The sequence below is a fragment of the Halomonas sp. IOP_6 genome, from assembly GCF_021151565.1.
GTDB classification, from domain to species: domain Bacteria; phylum Pseudomonadota; class Gammaproteobacteria; order Pseudomonadales; family Halomonadaceae; genus Vreelandella; species Vreelandella alkaliphila.
The window spans coordinates 273,877-293,269 of sequence record NZ_JAIRBO010000003.1 but is presented as its reverse complement, the minus strand read 5'-3'; the positions used below and the strand labels follow the sequence as shown (position 1 = coordinate 293,269).

At 52.7% G+C, this 19,393-nt stretch carries 13 protein-coding genes; 2 read left to right on the top strand and 11 right to left on the bottom strand.

The window, feature by feature from the left end; translation table 11 throughout:
* Positions 1-55: 55 nt before the first annotated feature.
* The 3 genes from K7H08_RS07515 to K7H08_RS07505 all read right to left on the bottom strand — a co-directional run bounded on the left by K7H08_RS07515 (position 56) and on the right by K7H08_RS07505 (position 3,160).
* Entirely contained in the window at positions 56-928 is an 873-nt protein-coding gene (locus tag K7H08_RS07515) for a glycine betaine ABC transporter substrate-binding protein (RefSeq protein WP_038477549.1), read from the bottom strand.
* Between the two features lie 193 nt (positions 929-1,121).
* Positions 1,122-1,958 carry an ABC transporter permease gene (locus tag K7H08_RS07510; protein WP_038477546.1) on the bottom strand — a complete coding sequence of 279 codons (837 nt, stop codon included), beginning with the start codon at positions 1,956-1,958 and terminating at the stop codon, positions 1,122-1,124.
* A complete protein-coding gene (locus tag K7H08_RS07505; protein ID WP_231657608.1) occupies positions 1,958-3,160 on the bottom strand; it encodes a quaternary amine ABC transporter ATP-binding protein in 1,203 nt (400 codons plus the stop codon). The genes K7H08_RS07510 and K7H08_RS07505 overlap by 1 nt, the downstream gene beginning before the upstream one ends.
* A 376-nt stretch (positions 3,161-3,536) precedes the next feature.
* Between K7H08_RS07505 and K7H08_RS07500 the strand changes: the two genes are divergently transcribed.
* The gene (locus K7H08_RS07500) at positions 3,537-4,001 is read left to right on the top strand and encodes a hypothetical protein (RefSeq protein WP_231657607.1); all 465 of its coding nucleotides are present in this window, start codon (positions 3,537-3,539) and stop codon (positions 3,999-4,001) included.
* 236 nt (positions 4,002-4,237) lie between these two features.
* On the opposite strand, the gene K7H08_RS07495 is transcribed toward K7H08_RS07500, so the two are convergent.
* From K7H08_RS07495 to K7H08_RS07475, 5 genes are all read right to left on the bottom strand, one after another.
* Positions 4,238-5,638, bottom strand: a complete 1,401-nt coding sequence (locus K7H08_RS07495; RefSeq protein ID WP_231657606.1) for a sigma-54-dependent transcriptional regulator — start codon at positions 5,636-5,638, stop codon at positions 4,238-4,240.
* 11 nt (positions 5,639-5,649) lie between these two features.
* Positions 5,650-7,095 carry a sensor histidine kinase gene (locus K7H08_RS07490; RefSeq protein ID WP_231657605.1) on the bottom strand — a complete coding sequence of 482 codons (1,446 nt, stop codon included), beginning with the start codon at positions 7,093-7,095 and terminating at the stop codon, positions 5,650-5,652.
* Positions 7,096-7,224: 129 nt separating this feature from the next.
* A complete protein-coding gene (locus K7H08_RS07485) occupies positions 7,225-8,412 on the bottom strand; it encodes a PQQ-dependent sugar dehydrogenase (protein WP_415965164.1) in 1,188 nt (395 codons plus the stop codon).
* 128 nt (positions 8,413-8,540) lie between these two features.
* A complete protein-coding gene (locus K7H08_RS07480) occupies positions 8,541-9,416 on the bottom strand; it encodes an AEC family transporter (RefSeq protein WP_038477532.1) in 876 nt (291 codons plus the stop codon).
* A gap of 69 nt (positions 9,417-9,485) precedes the next feature.
* Entirely contained in the window at positions 9,486-10,409 is a 924-nt protein-coding gene (locus tag K7H08_RS07475) for a LysR family transcriptional regulator (protein WP_231657604.1), read from the bottom strand.
* 190 nt (positions 10,410-10,599) lie between these two features.
* Here K7H08_RS07475 and K7H08_RS07470 point away from each other — a divergent pair, with 190 nt between their 5' ends.
* Positions 10,600-12,558: a ligand-gated channel protein gene (locus K7H08_RS07470; protein WP_231657603.1), complete on the top strand. Its 1,959-nt coding sequence runs from the start codon at positions 10,600-10,602 to the stop codon at positions 12,556-12,558.
* A gap of 95 nt (positions 12,559-12,653) precedes the next feature.
* Here K7H08_RS07470 and K7H08_RS07465 read toward each other — a convergent pair whose 3' ends face one another.
* From K7H08_RS07465 to K7H08_RS07455, 3 genes are all read right to left on the bottom strand, one after another.
* Positions 12,654-15,809, bottom strand: coding sequence for an efflux RND transporter permease subunit (locus tag K7H08_RS07465; protein WP_231657602.1), 3,156 nt, complete (start codon positions 15,807-15,809; stop codon positions 12,654-12,656).
* Positions 15,809-16,894 carry an efflux RND transporter periplasmic adaptor subunit gene (locus tag K7H08_RS07460; RefSeq protein ID WP_231657601.1) on the bottom strand — a complete coding sequence of 362 codons (1,086 nt, stop codon included), beginning with the start codon at positions 16,892-16,894 and terminating at the stop codon, positions 15,809-15,811. The genes K7H08_RS07465 and K7H08_RS07460 overlap by 1 nt, the downstream gene beginning before the upstream one ends.
* 122 nt (positions 16,895-17,016) lie before the next feature.
* Positions 17,017-19,149, bottom strand: coding sequence for a TonB-dependent receptor domain-containing protein (locus K7H08_RS07455; RefSeq protein ID WP_231657600.1), 2,133 nt, complete (start codon positions 19,147-19,149; stop codon positions 17,017-17,019).
* Between the last annotated feature and the right edge of the window lie 244 nt (positions 19,150-19,393).

Genomic DNA, 19,393 nt, shown 5'->3' with positions numbered 1-19,393 from the left:
CATTAATCATTCTACTAATAAACTGTATTTAGCCAAGACAACATTAGTTACTTAATTAGTTGCTTAGCCACTGTTCGACGACATCTTGATTATCTTCAACCCATTGCTTGGCATTTTCGTAGGGGTCGCTGCCATCTTCCTGATTCATCAGCATGACCTCACCCATCTGCTCGGGCGTCCACTCAAAAGAGTCAAGGATGGCGTAAGCTTCCGGCAAGTCATCTTTTAGACCTTGGCGTACCACGGTGTGAATCTGCTCAGCACCGCCATAAACATTTTCCGGATCTTCAAGGTATTTCAGATCGAAGCGGGCAAACATCCAGTGTGGCGTCCAGCCAGTGACCACGACATCCTCTTCATTGTTAATCGCGCTTGAAAGCGCTGCGGTCATGGTGGCACCGCTACCGCTACGCAGGCGCAGCCCGAGGTCATAGGTATCCACGACCTCTTCAGTAAGAGCCATCAGGCCCGCACCGGGGTCAATACCGATGATCTCGCCGTTAAAGCTGTCGGCGTTGTCGTTTAGGTCGGCAATAGAATCAACATCTGTGTAAGCCGGTACTACCAATCCCAGCTTGGTGCCATCCAAGTTCATGCCGAGATCTTCAATATTGTCACCTACACGCTCCATGTAGTCTGCGTGAGTCGTGGGTAGCCAAGCGGCGACGATGGCATCGGCGTCGCCAGTGGAAAGCGCCTGGAACATAGCGGCGGCAGAAAGCGACGTTAGTTCAACATCGAAACCCGCTTGCTCTAATACAGCAGCGACGACGTTGGTAGATGCTACTTCAGACGACCACTCAACATAGGCAAGGTTGATAGTGCCCTGATCTTGGGCGTGGGCCAGACTTCCGGCGGTCACACCTGCACCGGTAATGAGGGCTAATGAGGCGAGGCGGATGCGGTGATTCAACGTACGACTTTTCATTCACTTGCTCCTTGGGAAAATAGTCCTGGCGTCTATCAATATAGTGGTTAAGCGCCACAACTGTAGTAAGCATGCTTTCCAACGTTGCTTAACTAAAAATTTATAGGCGCGCTATCAGCATGCACATCCAAAAAGAGTGCATCAAGAAGATCAGTCAACGCAGCACGATGGTGGCCGCGCGATCTTCCTTGATTCACTGTGAGCGGCGCGTTTTCCGTAGTGATTGAGTTAAACGGTCAAGTAACATGGCTAGAATGACCACGGCGATACCAGCTTCAAAGCCATCACCGGGGCGTAGCCGCTGAATAGCACGCCACACTTCGCTACCTAGGCCATCTGCACCAATCATGGCGGCGATAACCACCATCGAAAGTGCCAGCATAATGGTCTGGTTAATACCCGCCATCACTGTGGGTAGCGAGAGCGGAAGCTGAACCTTAAAAAGTTTTTGGCTGCGCGTTGCGCCATAGGCATCGGCGGCTTCAATAAGCTCAACCGGCACCTGGCGGATACCTAACGTTGTGAAGCGAATCGCAGGCGGCATCGAGAAAATTACCGTTGCAAAAATGGCGGATACAGAACCAATGCCGAAAAACGGAATTGCTGGTATCAGGTAAACAAAGGCGGGCATGGTCTGCATAAAGTCCAATATCGGCATGATCAATCGGTACAGTCGATTAGATAATGCTGCCGCAATGCCGACAGGCAATGCGATAATCACGGCAACCAGGGTGGCGAAGACCACCAGCGTGAGCGTCTCAATCATTGGGTTCCAGAGACCCAAGTTCCAAATTAAGGCTAGCCCGGCTACTGAACCAATCGCTAAGCGAGCACCCGCTAGCCTCCAGCAGAGTAGGGTGATTAACCCAAGTAGCGCCCATTCAGGTAGCCACATCAAGCTATCATTCAAAACATCAATGCCGGTTTGGGTAAAACGGGAAATTGCCCGAGTGACGGCTGAATATTCGCTGGTCAACCAGGTCAGGCCACTTTCGATCCAATCGCCAAGAGGGATGCTTGGAATATCCATTACTGTTCTCCTGCTCGTGCTAATTCATCCAGTACCGCGCCCTTCACAACGACACCTAGCAACCGCTGCTGCTCGTCAATGACGGCGATGGGAAAGCTTTTATCGCTAAACATAGCGAACAGGTTTTGCAGGGGTTCTTCAGGGGGGACTTTGCGGAAGTCTTGAGTCAGGTGATCAATAATAGTATCTGACTTGGCATCAATCGCCTTGCTCGCCGACTCGGCCTCTAGCAGGCCGATTAGGCGGCGGTCACGATCAGTGACATAAATTGAATCAATACTGTGGTCACGCATACGATGTAGTGCAGTGCGTGGGCCGTCGCTTTCGCGGGCGGTAGAGCGCACGGGGCGCATGGCGCTCTCGGCGGTTAATACACGCGAACGATCGACACCTTCGATAAAGCGGCGCACATAGTCATCAGCAGGTTGGGTTAATATTTCTTCCGGTGTACCAATTTGTACGACTTCGCCATCTTTAAGCAGCACGATGCGATCACCAATATTGAGCGCTTCATCTAAATCATGGGTGATGAAGACGGTTGTTTTCTGCATTTTAGATTGCAGTTGCAACAGCTCTTGCTGCATATCCTTTCGGATTAAAGGATCCAGCGCTGAAAAGGCTTCATCCATTAATAGCACGGTGGAGTCATTCGCCAGGGCGCGGGCTAGGCCGACACGCTGTTGCATACCACCGGAAAGCTGATTCGGATAAGCCTCTTCCCAGCCATCTAGCCCCACTTGGGTTAGCGCGCTTTGGGCAATTTGCTTACGCTCAGCTTTATCGACACCGCGGATTTCAAGCCCGAACTCGGCGTTTTGGCGTACAGTGCGGTGTGGGAATAGCGCAAAATTTTGAAAAACCATAGAAAAATGGCGGCGGCGACACTCCAACAGCGCCTTTTCGCTTAACGTGGGAATATTCTCGCCATCAATGATTATTTCGCCTTCGGTGGTATCAATCAGGCGGTTCAAACACCGAATTAACGTTGACTTGCCAGAACCAGAAAGCCCCATAATGACGAGCAGTTCGCCTTCATAGACATCGAATGAGATGTTTGAAAGGCCTAACGTTTGGCCAGTTTTCTCAAGAATTTCAGGGCGTTTTAAACCCTGGTCACGAAGCTCAAGGGCTTTTTTCGGCTGCTTGCCAAATACCTTGCTTAAGCCGCGAACCTGAATTTTGACAGGGCGTGTCTCGTCCATCAGCGATGCCTTTTGCGTGAATGAGCAGCCTTGTGTCGTTGCTCAGCTAGCTTTCCGATGCCAAATGGCTTTCCCTGCAAACAGCGACACAAAACGGTTCATAATTAGAATTTAAGTTTTAGCTTGGTTATTTATTAATATTTATTATACATAAGTGGGCAGGGTGTGTCACAACGCCTCCTGCGCTAAGCGTCAAAAGGTGTCACATGTGTCAGTTTTAACCCGCAGTAACAATTTTCTGGGCATAGAATTAATCTGGTGTTTTTTATAAATTTTTGATTTTTATAGATAAATTTATATTTTTCGGTTTTTGGTATGAGCTATGCAGTGAATTAGGTAGTTAATCGATATTTTGGTTAGAAGGGAGGTAAGCCTAATGGATAAACCAGTTAATCAAGTTACCAAACGCACCCGTGTGCTTACATTGTGCATGTTAGCAGCTACCGTTAGCACATTAGCTCTTGCTGGTTGTGGTAACGGTGATGAGCCAATGCCGCCTGCCGAACAGCCAGAAACGATGGAACAAGATGCGACTTCCTCTACTGGACAGGCAACTACCGCAAGCGATGCTACCGCATCGGATACTACTTCTGACTCCATGATGAACGATGAGCCTGCAGTGGCTGATGACTCTGACATGGGCGATCCTGGGCTAAGCGATGATGCCGCGGCATCACAAGAGCCTATGCCAGATGAAGTACCTATGCCAGATGAAGAGCCTATGCCAGATGAAGAGGCTAGCAACCCAGAAGATCCTGAAGAAAACCCAGGATTTGGTGAAGGTACTGACCCGATGCCAGGTGCTGATGAGAATGATGATGCGATGAATAGCGGCCAGTAATCGTTAACGCTCCCTACGATGATAAGCCGACCCAGCTGTCTGTTCCCTGCGGCTGCTCCACACGGTTTATCATCCTTTTCCCCCCGCGCCCGCGGGGGTTTTTTATGTGATCCGTGAACCCTCTTTGATAAGAAAATTCCCCACACGTACGCCATTTTGGCAAGGTAGTGCATAGCTTGTCGTCACATAGACGAATAGTCGGTTACACCGGTGAGTGGCCGACTATTTGCGTTAATTTATTCCTCGTTATCCTCTAAACGACGATAAAGCGTTCGTCGAGCAATACCCAGCACTTCAGCCGTACGCCGTTTATTGCCGCCGGTGGCCTCTAACACTTTGCGTATGTAGCGCTTTTCTACTTCTTCCAGGCTGGGCCAACGGGTAGGCGCAGGTGCTGGCACTTGAGTGCCTGGTAACACTTCACCAGTGAGTGTCGGCGTTATTTCTGAGCCGTTATGTTGGTTAGCCTGTTCGCGTAAACGCTCTGGCAAATCTTGGTGCTGCAATATGCCTTCTTCGCTCAGTGTTACGGCTCGCATAATGGCGTTTTCCAGCTCGCGTACGTTGCCGGGGTAGGTGTAGTTCAACAGGCTATTTAGCGCTTCGGGCTCGATTTGTTCAATCTGCTTACTTTGCGCTTCGGCGTGTTTGTCGATTAATGCAAATACAAGATGCTCTATATCGGTGCCACGCTCACGCAGTGGAGGAATGCGCAGAGAGAACGTCTCAAGGCGATAGAACAAGTCACTGCGAAAGTTCTCTTGTTCGATCTCTTTTTCAAGATTGCGATGGGTCGCGGCAATGATGCGGACATCTACCGGCTCCTCACGCTCGCCGCCAACGGGTCGTACCGTCTTTTCTTGCAGCGCACGCAGCAGTTTTGCTTGAAGATTAACCGGCATTTCGCCAATCTCATCCAAAAACAGGCTACCGCCTTGAGCGCTATGAAACAGACCGCGGCGCGCTTCGTTAGCCCCGGTGAATGCCCCTTTTACATGACCAAAAAACTCACTTTCCATTAGATCGGCAGGAATGCTGGCACAGTTAACAGGCACAAAGGGTGCTTCGTGGCGTTTGCTTTCTTGATGGATAGCGCGGGCCAATAGCTCTTTACCGGTACCGCTTTCGCCCAGAATCAAAATAGGCGCATCGCTTTTAGCCAGCCGAGATGCATCATGAAACAGAGACTGCATTCCTGAGCTTTTTCCGACAATACCGTGAAACTGGCTCAACTCAGTATCGTGGGAGAGAGACAAACGCTGGCGCTCTAAGACGCGAAAGACTGCCTCGCGAATGGCATCTAAATCCAATGGTTTAGTTAAAAAGTCATCGGCTCCCAGTTTTAGCGCCTCGACGGCTTGGTCAATGGTGCCAAAGGCAGTGATGACAATAATGCCCAGCTCGCTGCCGCTTTGACGCAGTTGCTGAAGTAACTGAATGCCAGTCATTCCAGGAAGACGTACATCCGTAATCATCATTGCCACAGCTGTATGGCTTAGTAGCGCCAAGGCGTCTTCGGCACTGGGAACGCCTAGCGTGTCATAGCCCGCGTCGTTGAGCTCTTCTTCTAATAACTCACGTATAGCGGCGTCATCTTCCACTACCAATAAAGGTAAAAGGTGTTCCTGATGGGTCACAAACGTTTTCCTCAAGCGGATGCGGTTTCACTAAGGGGGAGCGTAATCTCGAATCCAGCGCCGCCAAGGCCGCTATCAAATACGCCAATCGTCCCGCCGTGGTCGTTAATAATGCGATGCACCATGGAGAGCCCTAAGCCACTGCCTTGGCCCACCGGTTTGGTCGTAAAGAAAGGATCAAATACTTGCTGATGATGCGACGCTGGAATGCCAGGCCCGTCATCTTCTACCCAGAGTGTTAGCTCTTCACTGTATTGCTTGGCACTAAGGCGTATACAGCTAACATCTGGTGCTTGCGCTGCGTTGCGTAATAGATTGGTGAGTACCTGCACAATTTGCTGCCCATTGACCAATAAATGGGGGGTAGGGAAGGGAAGATCAATATCCAAGTGAATATTTCGTGGCTCCAGCTCCTCTTCCACTAACTCACTGGCACTCAGAATAAGCTGATCCAACGCTTGCGTGTCTTTCTCTACGTTATGTTGTCTGCCTAGTTCCATTAATTGGCGGACAATTTGAACAATTCTTTCGACTTCGCCTCGGATACGGCCTAATCGTGCACGTTCGTCATCGCCAATGGTGTCCCTGCGGGCTAAGCGCTGGGCTTGGCCATTGATGACGGTTAATGGTGCGCCAATTTCATGGGCGACACCGGCCGCCAAAACGCCTAACTCCGCCAGCTTTTTAGATTTGCGCAGGCGCTTTTCTAATTCGATTTCGCGCTGCCGACGGGCATCAATATCGCGATCTTTTTCTGCCATGGCATCTAGCATGCCGTTCAAGCCTGATGCTAAGCGGCGATATTCCGTCGGGCCATCGACCGTAGCCCGTTGGCTGCGGTCGCCATCTTCCACAAGTAACATCACGTGCAAAAGACGATTGAGCGGTCGTTCTATATAGTGCCTAAAGCCCCACCAGATGCTAAAAACAATACCGGCCGCTCCGATTACAAACACCAGAACTGCCACAATACTGATAAAGCCCGTATAGTTTTCGATGCCGGTATTAAGTCGATTTACCTGCAGAACACCTCGTACCGTACCATCTTGCGCCCGCAGCGGAATCAATGCTGAGTAGTACGTCCAGCCTTCCTGTTGGCGGTAATTGCTATACAGGTCATCTTGTTCGATAACCTGCTGAATTTCATCCGGCGTAAACAGGTCTTTGCCCAACCCTAGCCCATAAACTTCCCGGCCTTGGGTGTCGAACACATAAGCACCATAGATACGATGGAATGAAAAAGCGGATTGCAGTGCCTCTTCTAGCGGGGTGTCGCTATCGCGAGTGACGGCGTAACTCAGTGATGTGCCCAATGCACGGGTGATAATCTCAACTTCGGTTTGCAGCTTGGAACGCACGTTATCTTCTAGCGACTTGATAGCCACTAGGCTAAAAACCACTAGAATGACAAACAGTGGCACGATGACCGTCAAAATAATTAAATTACGTAGTCGCATCAGGCATCCGTGATGAATACTGGCTGTTCAGCAGTGAACAGCATTGGCAGCGTGCATAGGCAGTATAAATAAATAGACAGTATCAATAGGCAGTATAAAGAGTAGCGGTTCAGATAACGTTAGTGTGGGTTAATTAACCACCTGCAAACGATAAAGGCTGCCCTGATCGCCATCGGTTAGCAAATAAATGGCGTCGTTAGGGCCTTGGCGCACATCGCGAATGCGGCCAATGTGGCCGTCAAGAATAACCTCTTCATCCACCACGTTGCCGTTTTCCAATTGCAGACGCAGCAATGTTTCGCTGGCTAAACCACCGGCTAATAGCTGCCCCTGCCAGTCTCCAAACGCGCTGCTGGTGACTTCGGTAAGGCCTGAAGGCGCAAAACGACCTTCGAAGCGGTAAACCGAGTCGACCATGCCGGGCTTCGATTCGACTCCAATCGGCTCATTAGTCCGATAATCATTTCCCAGGCTAACCTCTGGCCAGCCATAATTACTGCCTGCTTTGATGTGATTAAGCTCATCGCCTGTGCGCGGACCATGTTCGGTCGCCCAGGGCTCACCATTGCTAAGTACCGTCAACCCTTGAATGTTGCGATTGCCCGTGGAGTAAATTTCATCCAAGGTGCTATCAGCGCCCACGAAAGGGTTATCGTCAGGAACACCGCCTGTATCCGTTAGGCGCAGCGTTGACCCCGCGTGGTCGTCGCTTGCCTGGGCACGGGATGGGTTAACGCCGCGGTCACCAATACTCATTAGTAGTGTGCCGTCTGCTAGCCACGCCAAACGCGAGCCGTAATGACGGCCGGGTGACGAGGCGCGGTCCTGTTCAAAAAGGTGCTCGACCTCACCGAGTGAATCTCCTTGCCACTTAACCCGTGACAGTGCTGAGCGACTGTTATTGCCATCTGGTTTGCTCCAGGTGAAATAAATCCAGTCATGTTCACCGTCACCAAAGGAAGGGTGCAAGGTGATATCGAGAAGCCCACCTTGCCCCTGGTGGCTGACCGTGGGCATGCCTTCGAGCGTTTGCTGGTTACCTTCTTGATCTACCAGGGTGAGTTGACCACGGCGTTCGCTGACTAAAAAACGCCCGTCAGGCAAAAAAGCCACTGCCCAGGGGCTGTTCAACCCACTCGCCACACGTTCAAGTGACAAGGTCATTTGATCGGTTTCGATCGCGTCGTAAACCATTTCTGCTTGGGCATTGCTAACAGTGCCCGCCAACATTAACCCGCCAATAGCTGTTAGAAACCAACGATGAGAAGGCGTCGTTAACACTGCTTGGCGTGCTTGTGACTGAGGTTGGCGCATCATGGTCACTCCTGTCGTCGGGGCCTTCGATGATCATGTTCCATGCCTAGCAGTGACTACTTAAAGCGAGCGGGGTTCCCTGTGCTGCTATATATCCGGCGGGCTAAATCAGACGGGCTATAGCAAAAACGCTACATCAGAAATGCCAGCAGTATCGGTAAATACACCAGGGCAAGCAGCGTAGAGCAAAAAACGAGGCTGGCAACATACGCCGGTTCGCGCTGGGCACGCTGGGCGAACAAGTAGTTAAACACTGCCACAGGCATGCACATTTGTAGCACCAGAATGCTTTGCGCCAGTGGGGGAAGGCCAACCCAACCCGCAATTAGCCACGCTGCCCCAGCGGCAAGGGGAATACGTACTAGGCTAAAACCGATGCCGGAACGCAGGCTTTTTACCTGGATGCTGGCTAGGGAAACACCGAGCGTGATCAACATAAGCGGTACGGTGAAACCAGACATTAAGTCGACCGTATTGGCTAGCCAAGGGGGCAGTGATGTGTCGGTTAACAGCAGCGCCATTGAGATTAAAATGGCATAGACGGTGGGCGTTTTCAGCAGCGTTTTAGTCGGGCTTCCGTTGCTATTGAGAACGGCCCCTAAGGTGAACTGAAAGAGCGAGACCGTCACCATCACCGTAATACCGTAGGCAAACCCTGCGCTGCCAAAGGCATACAGAACAACGGGTAGTCCCATATTGCCGGTGTTGGGATACATCATCGGGGCAAGTAATACGCGCCAACTGCGGCGCAACAGTTTGGCGACCACAAAGCTAGCCGCGCCCATGGTGAGTATCACGATGGCCGTGGCAAACATCATCTGCCCGAAGCTATTGGCATCAATATTAGCCCCAGATAGTGAGGCAAGCACCAGTGCGGGGGTACCGATGTTAAACACCAAACGAGTAATGAAATCGACGGGGTAGGGATGCCCTAAGCGTACCCATAAATATCCCAGCCCAGCACCGGCGAGCACCGGAGCCATCACGGCAAAAAGTTCGGCGAGCATTACCATTCCTTGACGATGATTAGCGACTCATTGTCGTTAATTAGGCCGCTAACTGGCAAGGTGAATTGGTTATTCAGCACTAGTGGCGGAGTAATTGGTTTGCCAGGCAGCAGGAACTTGCTCGCGTAAGAACTCGAGCAGTGCGTTAACTCGACGGGAATGGTGGCCGTAAGCGTACAACATGGTGATTGGCAGTGGGGCAGGTTCCCAGCCGGGCAAGCAACTGACTAAATCACCAGGATGATGCTGCTCGCGTTTTTCAACCACCCAGTGGGGCAGCAGCCCGATGCCTTGACCATAAGCAATGGCATCAATTTGAAGCACCGTTAGATCGACGCGCAGCCGCGAGCGGGGCGCATTAAACAGAAAGTCGTCGTGATGAGCATGGTGGAACAGCAGGCCGCTAGAGGCGCTATCGAGTAAATCAATCCATGCGTGTGATTCTAGCTCGCTTGGGTGCTGAGGATAACCAGCGTTGGTAAGATAGCTGGGGTTGGCATAAAGGCCGCGAGTCAAGTGCCCTAAGCGCTCCTGGTTGAGACCGCATTCGTGGGTTGCCCCTAGCCAGATGTGCACACTGTTACTGTGCATTTTAGTGGGCGGAGATTCTCGAGTGTGGAGGGTTAATTCCACCTTGGGATAGCGGGTTAAAAACGCATCAACTACGCCTGCCATCCAGCCTCGTGCTAATGCCCCGTGTACTTCCAGTGTTACTTTTCCGCTGATTTCCTCACGCAGTTCTGCTAGCGCTTCTTGGCTATGTGCCGCCATCGCTAGCAGTTCTGTGCAGTAGTTATGAAATAGCAGACCCGCTTCCGTAGGAATCAGCCGGTTGGCTTGCCGCCTGAGCAGCGGCTGACCCAATCTTGCTTCTAACTGGCTAATACGGCGGCTCAGTGTCGATTTAGCAAGTCCTAGCTTTTGTGCGCTGCGCGTTAGGCTACCGGTAGTCATCACATCGGCAAAGGCGGCGAGTTCATCAAAATCGTACATGTTCGGGCCATTAGGCAACAATTGAAGCGCTATTGTGACATTTAATGATGTTAATGAAAATAATTGGCATTTGTGTTCCGGATGACTGAACGTACTGTGCGACCTCTTTGTGTAAGAATTATGCAAAAATACGAATGTTAATGATTCGTATTTGATTGCAAGTGCTCTTTCACATTAAAGGAACCCTGCTATGTCTTCTCGTTTGCGTCGCACGCTATTGGCCGGTGCCATCTCTTCATTGGCCAGTAGTGCCGTGTTGGCACAAGAAACACCTCGGCTAGATGATGTTGTGGTTACCGCATCGGGGTTTGAACAGCAAATTTCCAGTGCGCCTGCTTCTATTAGCGTTATTTCTCGGGAAGAGCTTGAGCGTGGACACTATCAAAATGTCACCGACGCGCTGCGCGACGTGCCGGGTGTGATCGTTACCGGTGGCGGCGCAGGTGACCGTGGCAATGATATTTCAATTCGTGGCATGCCCTCCCAGTACACCTTGATTTTGGTGGATGGACGTCCGCAAAACTCTCGGGAATCACGCCCGAATGGTAGCGCTGGGTTCGAACAGGACTGGCTCCCGCCACTCCAAGCGATTGAGCGCATTGAGGTGGTGCGTGGGCCAATGTCGACACTTTACGGTTCAGACGCTATCGGTGGGGTAATCAACGTAATTACCCGCAAGGTGGCTGATGAATGGCACGGCAATGTGCAGCTCGACACGGTGCTAAAAGAGAACAGCAATTCTGGAGACAGCCGCCAAGCGAATTTTTACCTAAGCGGGCCGTTAGTGGGTAACCGGTTAGGTCTGCAACTTTATGGGCGTGCCTCAGAGCGGGATGAAGATGATATTTTGAACGGCTACGAAGAGAAAAGCCTGCAAAGTCTAACCGCACGGCTGAACTTCGCGGCGAACGATAATCATGACTTCACCGCCGAAGCCGGCGTTACCGAACAGGATCGCCACTCGCGGGTGGGGCGTTCTGGCGCTGCTGAGGGTTGCCGAGGTGGTTGCACCGACAGTATCGGCGAATACACCAACACTCACGTTGCTGTTACCCACAGTGGCCGCTTTGACTGGGGTACCAGCGAGACCTTTGTACAGCGTGAGCGTAGCGACAACAAATCACGCGATATCGAAATTACCAACACCACCGCTAAAACCAGCGCGGTGATCCCACTAGGCATGCACTTAGTGACTGTTGGCGCGAGCTACGAAGAGGAGTCGCTGAGCGATACCACCACCAACCGAATATCTGACCGGACCGAAATCGAAAATAGCCAGCGGGCGCTGTTTGTAGAAGATGAGTGGATGCTGACTGACACCTGGGCGTTGACCGGTGGCTTACGCGTCGATGACGACGATAACTTCGGCAGCCACGTCAGCCCGCGCCTTTACAGCGTTTGGAATGCAACACCTGACTGGACGCTTAAAGGGGGCGTTTCAACTGGTTATCGCTCGCCAAGTCTGCGTGAAATCACTCCCGATTGGGGGCAGGTCAGCCGCGGTGGCAATATTTACGGTAACCCGGACCTTAAACCTGAAACGTCGCTTAACAAAGAGATTGCACTGCTCTACGCCAATGATGCAGGCCTGAGCGGCAGTTTGACGCTGTTCCACAACGACTTTGACGATAAAATTACGCGTATTGCTTGCCCTGTTGATATCTGTACCGATGGCCCTAATGATTTTGGCAGTGATCCTACTTATCGCGTCAACGTGGATGAGGCGATTACGCAAGGGGTGGAAGCCAGCCTGGCAGCGCCGTTGACAGATGCAGTGTCGTTAACGGCTAGCTATACCTTCACTGACTCCGAACAGAAAAGCGGCCAATATGCTGGCGAGCCTTTGACGCAGCTACCGCGCCATCAAGTCTCGGCCACGCTTGATTGGCAGGTCAACTCGCGACTCAGCCAATGGACAAAAGTGAGCTACCGTGGAGAGGAGAGCCAGCCCACTACCGGCCCCTCCAGCCGCTCGGTGGTGGCACCTTCCTACACCTTTGTTGATGCAGGAATGGGTTACAAGCTCAACGATAGCACTACGGTGAACGCGGGTATCTACAACCTATTTGATGAGCGCATTACTTACGAAGAGTACGGCTACGTGGACGATGGTCGCCGTGTTTGGTTGGGACTGAATGTCGCGTTCTAGTGCCTGTTAGTACCTGTTTGCTATTAAACGTTGCGGCCACCTTATTAGGTGGCCGCGTTTTTGAGTGAACCACGTAGTTATTTACGGATATTTATTCACGGATGTTGGGCTTGGGCAGGCTGCGTATTGCGTTTGCTAAGCTGCAGTACGCTTATCATCAATGCTGGCAGGAACGTCACCGTCACGATGGAAGCTCCCAGCAAGCCAAATAAGACAATCGCCCCGACACCACGGTAAAGTTCGGTGCCTTCACCGGGTAAAAATACCAGCGGCGAAAGCCCGCACAGGGTTGTCAGCGTGGTAATCGCAATGGGGCGCAGACGGGTTTGTACCGCCTGAGACACTGCTTCCTGAACGGATAGCTGCTTATCGTGTAATCGCCGCCGAGCCTGGTCGACTACCAGGATGGGGTTATTAACCACCGTCCCCATGAGTATCAAAAAGCCCAGCATCGTAATCATATCGAAGGGCTGACTTAGTGGAGCGATGCCAATAAGTGGCAGTAGGCTGCCCAATGCATTCATGGCTGCCAGACCCATAATGCCACCCACCACGCCCAACGGAATTGAGGTAAGGATCAGCAGCGGGTAGCCCCAGTGAGAGAAAATCGCTACCAGTAGCAAGTAGACAATCACAATGGCGATCAAGAAGTTGCTCATTAATGCTTCCCGCGTGGCATTTAACTGATCACTCGCTCCCGAAATCGAAATATCCACCGCCGATGGTAGTAGCCCTTCATGGCGAAGCCGCTCTAGCATTCTCTCTGCCTGTTCAACTCCTGCTTCCAGGGCAATGCTGGGTGGTGGGATGACGTTCAGAGTCACTGTACGGCTACTGTCGACCCGGCGAATAACGCTGGTATCCATGGTTTCATCAATGCTGGCGACGGCAGAGAGCGGCAGCGTCGCGCCGCTGGGGGTATGCAGCAGAAGGTTGGGTAGCTGGTCCAGAGGTAGCGACAGCTGGGGGCCATAAAGATAAATATCGATCTTCTCGTCATCGAGAAAGAAGTCATCCACATAGGCACCTTCGGTGAGGGCGGCGACTGAAAAGCCGACATCTCCTGCCGCTAAGCCAAGCGCTGACGCCTGCGCCCAATCTGGGCGAATTTGAATCAGCGGCTGATCCAACGACAGCGAAGAGGGCTGGCTCTGAATGCGCGGATTGCCAAACTCATTGCGGGCTTCTCGGTAGAGGTTATTGGCGGCTTCATAAACGGTCGCCAAATCCGGCCCAGCGATATCCAGGTTGATACTCCGCGTGCCGCCATCGTTACTGGAAATGATCGAGCCTTTTGAGGCAAACGCGCGCATTCCTGGAAAGCGCTCGTAGTAGCTGGTAAGTGCGTCCATTAACGCTTCGATATCACCAGGGTCAGCTGCTTCCGCGACGATAAACAGCCGCGTAGGGGCGACTCGCATGTTCATATAAGCCAGCGGCGGCACCTCGGTGTCGCCTGCTAAAAAAGCCGCTGGATCAGCGTCTACATGGGGTAAAAAGTAATCCTCTACTTGCGCGGCGATTCCCGCCATCTCCTGCAGGCTATAGCCAGGCGGTGGGCTCATCACTGCAAAGGTTTTAGGTTCCTCGCCTTCGGGCAAGTACTCGGCGGGCGGAGTGAGTACAACGATAGTCCAGCTGCTGATCGCTAGCGTGGTTACCAGGATCGCTCCGCGCCGAAAAGGGGTGGCGATCAAGCGCTCAAGTCGCTCCCCAGCCCACGAAGGGCGTGAGGCCGCGGGGCTATCCTCATGCTCGTTGCGCATCGAAAAATTAAAGCGCGAACAGAGTGACGGCACTAGGGTAACTGCCACCAGCATTGAGGCAAAAATAGCGGCGGAAACGGCAATGGCCACGTCAGAGTACAGTTGCCCAGCTTCCTCTTCGATAAACAGAATAGGCAGGAAAACCAAGATGGTGGTGGTCGTCGATGCCAGCGTCGCGGGCCATACTTCCTGCACGCCGCGTAGCGCCGATTCAATGCGGTCGAGTCCTAAACGACGGTATCGCTCAATATTTTCCAACACCACAATGCTGTTATCGACGCTCATGCCAATGGCAAAGGCAATGCCTGCCATGGAAATTACGTTAATCGTGCGCCCCGTGAGCATCAGCCCTAAAAAAGCCGCAATGGTGCAGAAGGGGATGCCAATAACGCCAATAAAGGTGGCGCGAGCGGAGCGCAAAAACAGGTACATCACCAACGTTGCGAAGGCCGCCCCGAGTAGCAGGTTGCTCCATACGTTACTGACCGAGGCTTCCACATAGCGCACATCATCGGCAGTCAGCACCATTTCCATACCCGCCGGGCGCAGAATGCTGTCGTTAATGGCTGCTATTTCTTCTTCAATGGCGTATTTGATATCGATGACGTTGGCACCGCTTTCCCGCCGAAGGTCCATACCAATGCCCGGTTGGCCGTTATAAAACGATAGTTGGCTTAAGCGCGACTGCCCCTGGCGGACCTCGGCAACGTCGGCAAGCCGCACGATGCTATCGCCCTGGCGAGCGACAACCAGCTCCGCCAAGGCTTCAGCATCATCAAAGCGGCCCAGCGTGCGTATCAAATAGCGGCGTTTACCGGCTTCTAATTCGCCACCGGAGATATCCCGGTTACGCTGGGTGATGGCATCGCGTAACTCGGCAAGTGAAACCCCGCGCTGAGCCAGCGCACCAGGATCGACCAAAATTTGTAGCTGCCGCTGAGCGCCGCCATTGACGCCGACTTCCGAAACGCCTTTAACGCTTTCCATGCGAGGCCGCACACGGTCGTCGATAAAGTCGCTCATCAGTTGGATATCTAGCGCCTTAGGGTTGCCGGGTAGCGTACCCACGTGAAAGCGTAAAAACGCGTCTGTCGAAAAGGCGGCAGAAACAATCCGTGGCTGGTCCACATTGGTGGGATATGACGATACTTGGCTGAGCGCGTTATTGACTTGAATCAGCGCTGCCGTCATATCCACGCTAAACGGGAATTCAAGCTCAATTTCAGCGCTGCCGCTTTCGGCCATCGCCGTCATGCGGGTAAGATTCGGCACATTGCGCAAGTACTGCTCCTGCTCAATGAGGATCTCTTTTTCGATATCCTGGGGTGTCGCTCCCGCCCAGCGCGTTTCGACCGTTATTGTGCGGGCTTCAATGTCGGGAATCATCTGAACGGGGATGCGCAGCGTGGCGGCAATGCCCAGCAGCAGGAAGATTAGCGCGATAACAGTGACCAGCGTTTGCTGGCGCAGTAGGGCTGCAAACATTACTCGCTCCCCGCCGCGACAGCCTCAACGCTGACACCTTCGACCAGCGATTCATTACCCCGAATGACCACCAGCTCATCACCAGAGAGGCCCTCGACAATTTCCACACGGTCGGCAAAGTTAATACCCAACTGCACGCGTTGCTCAGTAACCTGATACGTGTTGTTTTCGTTAGGTGTGGCGACCCACACGGTGACTCGCCCGTCTGGGTAGCGGCTTAACGCATCGCGGGGAACCGTCAGCCCATCGCTGCCGGTCGACGCCCGCAGCACGGCATCCACTGCATTACCTGGGTATAGTGAAGCTGTATCGGGAACATGGGCGCGTAATAGAAATGTGCGAGCACTGGGGTCACTGATCGGCACCATGGTGGCGATAGTGGTCTCGTAGGTTTGTTGGCCCACGCGCAGGCTGATCAACGCTTCGTCTTGAACGGCGGCATAAAAGGCTTCGGGCACCTGAAAATCAGCGCGCAGCTCATCAAGGTTAACGAGGCGCGCAACGCTATCTCCTGGCGTGACCCACTCACCGAGATTGACGCTGCGAGCGCTGACGACACCATCAAAAGGGGCGTTAATTGCATGGCGAGCCAGTAGGGCGTTTAAACGTGCTTGCTCCGCCGTTAAACGCGAGCGTGCGGCGCGGGCCACGTTAACGGCACTACGACGAGCGCTCGCTTCAGTCGCTGCGATGTTACGCCCCACGCCCACCGATTCCGCTTCTCGCAGTAGTCGTTCTGCTTCCGCTAGTGTGGCCTGGGCCTCCTGTTCTGCAGCAACCGCCGCTGCTACGTCAAAACGAGCCAGATCGTCATCCAGCGCGATTAGCGTGTCTCCCTTGGCGACGTGGTCGCCAGGATTAACCGCTACCTGAGTAATAAGCCCTGCTACTGATGCTGAGAGGAGGGCATCTTCCAGGGAGTTTACGGTGCCGACCAGGTTTGTTTCGGTATAAATTGGCTCGCGGTTTACGGGCGCCAGCTCAACCCTGGGGGCTGATTGCGCGAAGGAAGCGCTAGAGAGCATTAGGCCGCAGAGCAACAGTAGAACCAAGGCAAGATAGCGGACGAGCGGGTGCGCGGTCATGACAGACAGTTCCCTAATAAACATCGAATTCGCTGTTAAGCGGGCGTAAAAAAGCCCTGGCGCATGGCCAGGGCAGTAAGTCAGCATTGAAACAGTAAATAGAACCTTTTAGCTAGTAGCGTTTAGAACTCGTAGCGTGCAGAGAGCCACAGTCGACGTCCCTCTTCGCTATTGGCATACACATTGCCAAAGCTAGTGCCGTCACCATAAGCGCGGTAATCGACGAAGTCTTTATCGAACAAGTTGTAGATGGTGGCACTCACGTTAAATTGCTCGGTAAATGCGTAGCTGCCGCCTAAGTGGAACAGTGAATAGGCTTTGAAGTCACCTAGGTCATCGAAAGAGGGCGCGCCCCTAACGCTTTCACGGTTACGGTAACGTTCGCTGCGGTACTCGGCGGAAAGCCACGTGTCCAACTGAGGCGTAGCTTGCCAGCGCAGCGTGGCATTGAATGCATGCTCCGGGGTATCGGTCAGCGGTTCGCCACGGTTGTTACCGCTCTTCTGTTCGCTATCGGTGTAAGTGTAGTTGGCCGATAAGCGCCAATCTGGCGTGAACTGATAGCTGGTAGAAAGCTCGATACCCTGGGTAACAGCTTCATCGATATTGACGTCTTGGCTATAGACACCATCGGGTACAAGCGGGTTGTTCTCAATAACAATGTCGTTGCCGCTGGCTATTTTGTCGTCAAACTCGTTATAGAACAGCGTGGCGCTAGCGGTGAAACCTGCCAGGCTATCGTAATGTGCACTAATTTCACTACTGGTGCTGGTTTCCGGCTTAAGGTTCGGGTTGCCGATAGTGAGTATGGTGCCCTGACCGGTGACGCCGTTGATTCCCGCATGCAGGTCATTCAGCGAGGGCGTTTTGTAGCCTCGGCTGACGCCGCCTTTCAGTGTCCAGTTTGGCGTCGTGTTCCACACCAAATAGCTACGTGGACTGAACTGGCTGCCAAAGGCATCATGATGATCGTAGCGGCCGCCAAGCGTTAGCGCCAAATCGTCACGTAGCATCCACTCATCTTCTGCAAAGAGCGACCATGTGGTTTGCTCAAAGGTCTCATTTGCTAACCCATCATCGAGCTTAGCATCCCACCACTGCAAGCCCACTGTGGTCATGTGGTCGCCTAGCGGCATGACATATTTGCTGTCTAACACTGTATTGGTGGTTTCTAGCTCGCGAGGCGCGCCGCCCACGATGCCAGGGAAGCCGTCATAGGCAACGCCATTTTCACCAGGAATCGTACGGCCTTTAGTTTCTGTGGTGTTGCGCATCAAACTGGATTCGAGCGTGCCTGATGCAAAGCGCCCAGTGTGACCAATAGCAACCTGCTGACGCTCAAAACGCAACTCGTCGGCGTAGCCATTGGCGGCGCCAGGATCTGGCGCGCAGCTACGGGTGCGGCCATCTAAAGTACCGAGCTGGCATTCGTCATTGTTATAACGCTGTCGATTAACTTCACCATCCACCCAAAGGTCGTGATCGGCATTGGGTGTCCAGGTTAACTTGCCGCCCAGGTTATAGGTATCGCCTTCAACGGGGCTGGGGCCGCGCTGGCTAACGTCAATGGCGTTGCCGTTGCCGTCAGTGTAAGTAAGTTCAGATGCATCCCGCTCGTATAAGCGACCACGCACCTGAATGCCTAGCGTGTCTTTAATAAGCGGGCCGCTGGTGTACAGGTTGATTTCGCGGCGATCACCGAAATCACGATCTTCATTAAATGTGTTTTCAACGCCTACGGAACCAACCCACTCGCGGTCTACTCGACGAGTGATGATGTTGATTACCCCGCCCATGGCGTCAGAGCCATATAGCGTCGACATTGGGCCACGAATGACTTCTATACGTTCAATACTGGAGACAGGCGGGAAGAAGCTAGTAGACGTTTCGCCAAACCCGTTAGGCGTGACGCTGCCAGCCGCGTTCTGCCGACGGCCGTCAATAAGAATCAATGTATAGTCGCTAGGCATCCCACGAATGCTGATATTGCGGCCACCGGTTTTGCCGACAGCCCCACCAACATCAACACCTTCTACATCACGTAACGCATCAGCCACGCTGGTAATGCGCTTGCGCTCCAGTTCTTCACGAGACACGACGGAAATACTGGCAGGGGCATCCACCAGTGCCTGCTCAAAACCACTTGCAGATACAACGATATTGTCTAGTTGTTCTGATTCTTGAGCTAAGGCCGCAGTGGCGGTGACGCTAAGAGCGACGGCGCTGGCTAACGCGGTGCGAGTGAAGCGTGGCATGGTGATCCCCTGAGATGAAACTTATTTGCTAATGAAAACTGTTATCAATCGAGGTGGTGATTCTAAGAAGAAAAGTTCCCATATGCGAGTTTGTTTCATCGAACATCGTGTTGCTTAATGCCGAACAGCGTTATGGAAAAAATAGACCTCTATTGGCTTGTTAGGCGGCTAATTAAGCGGGTGTTGCAGTAACTGGAACGTTCGATTCGTTGGAATAATGATGCAAGTGCTTTTGAGAATCGTT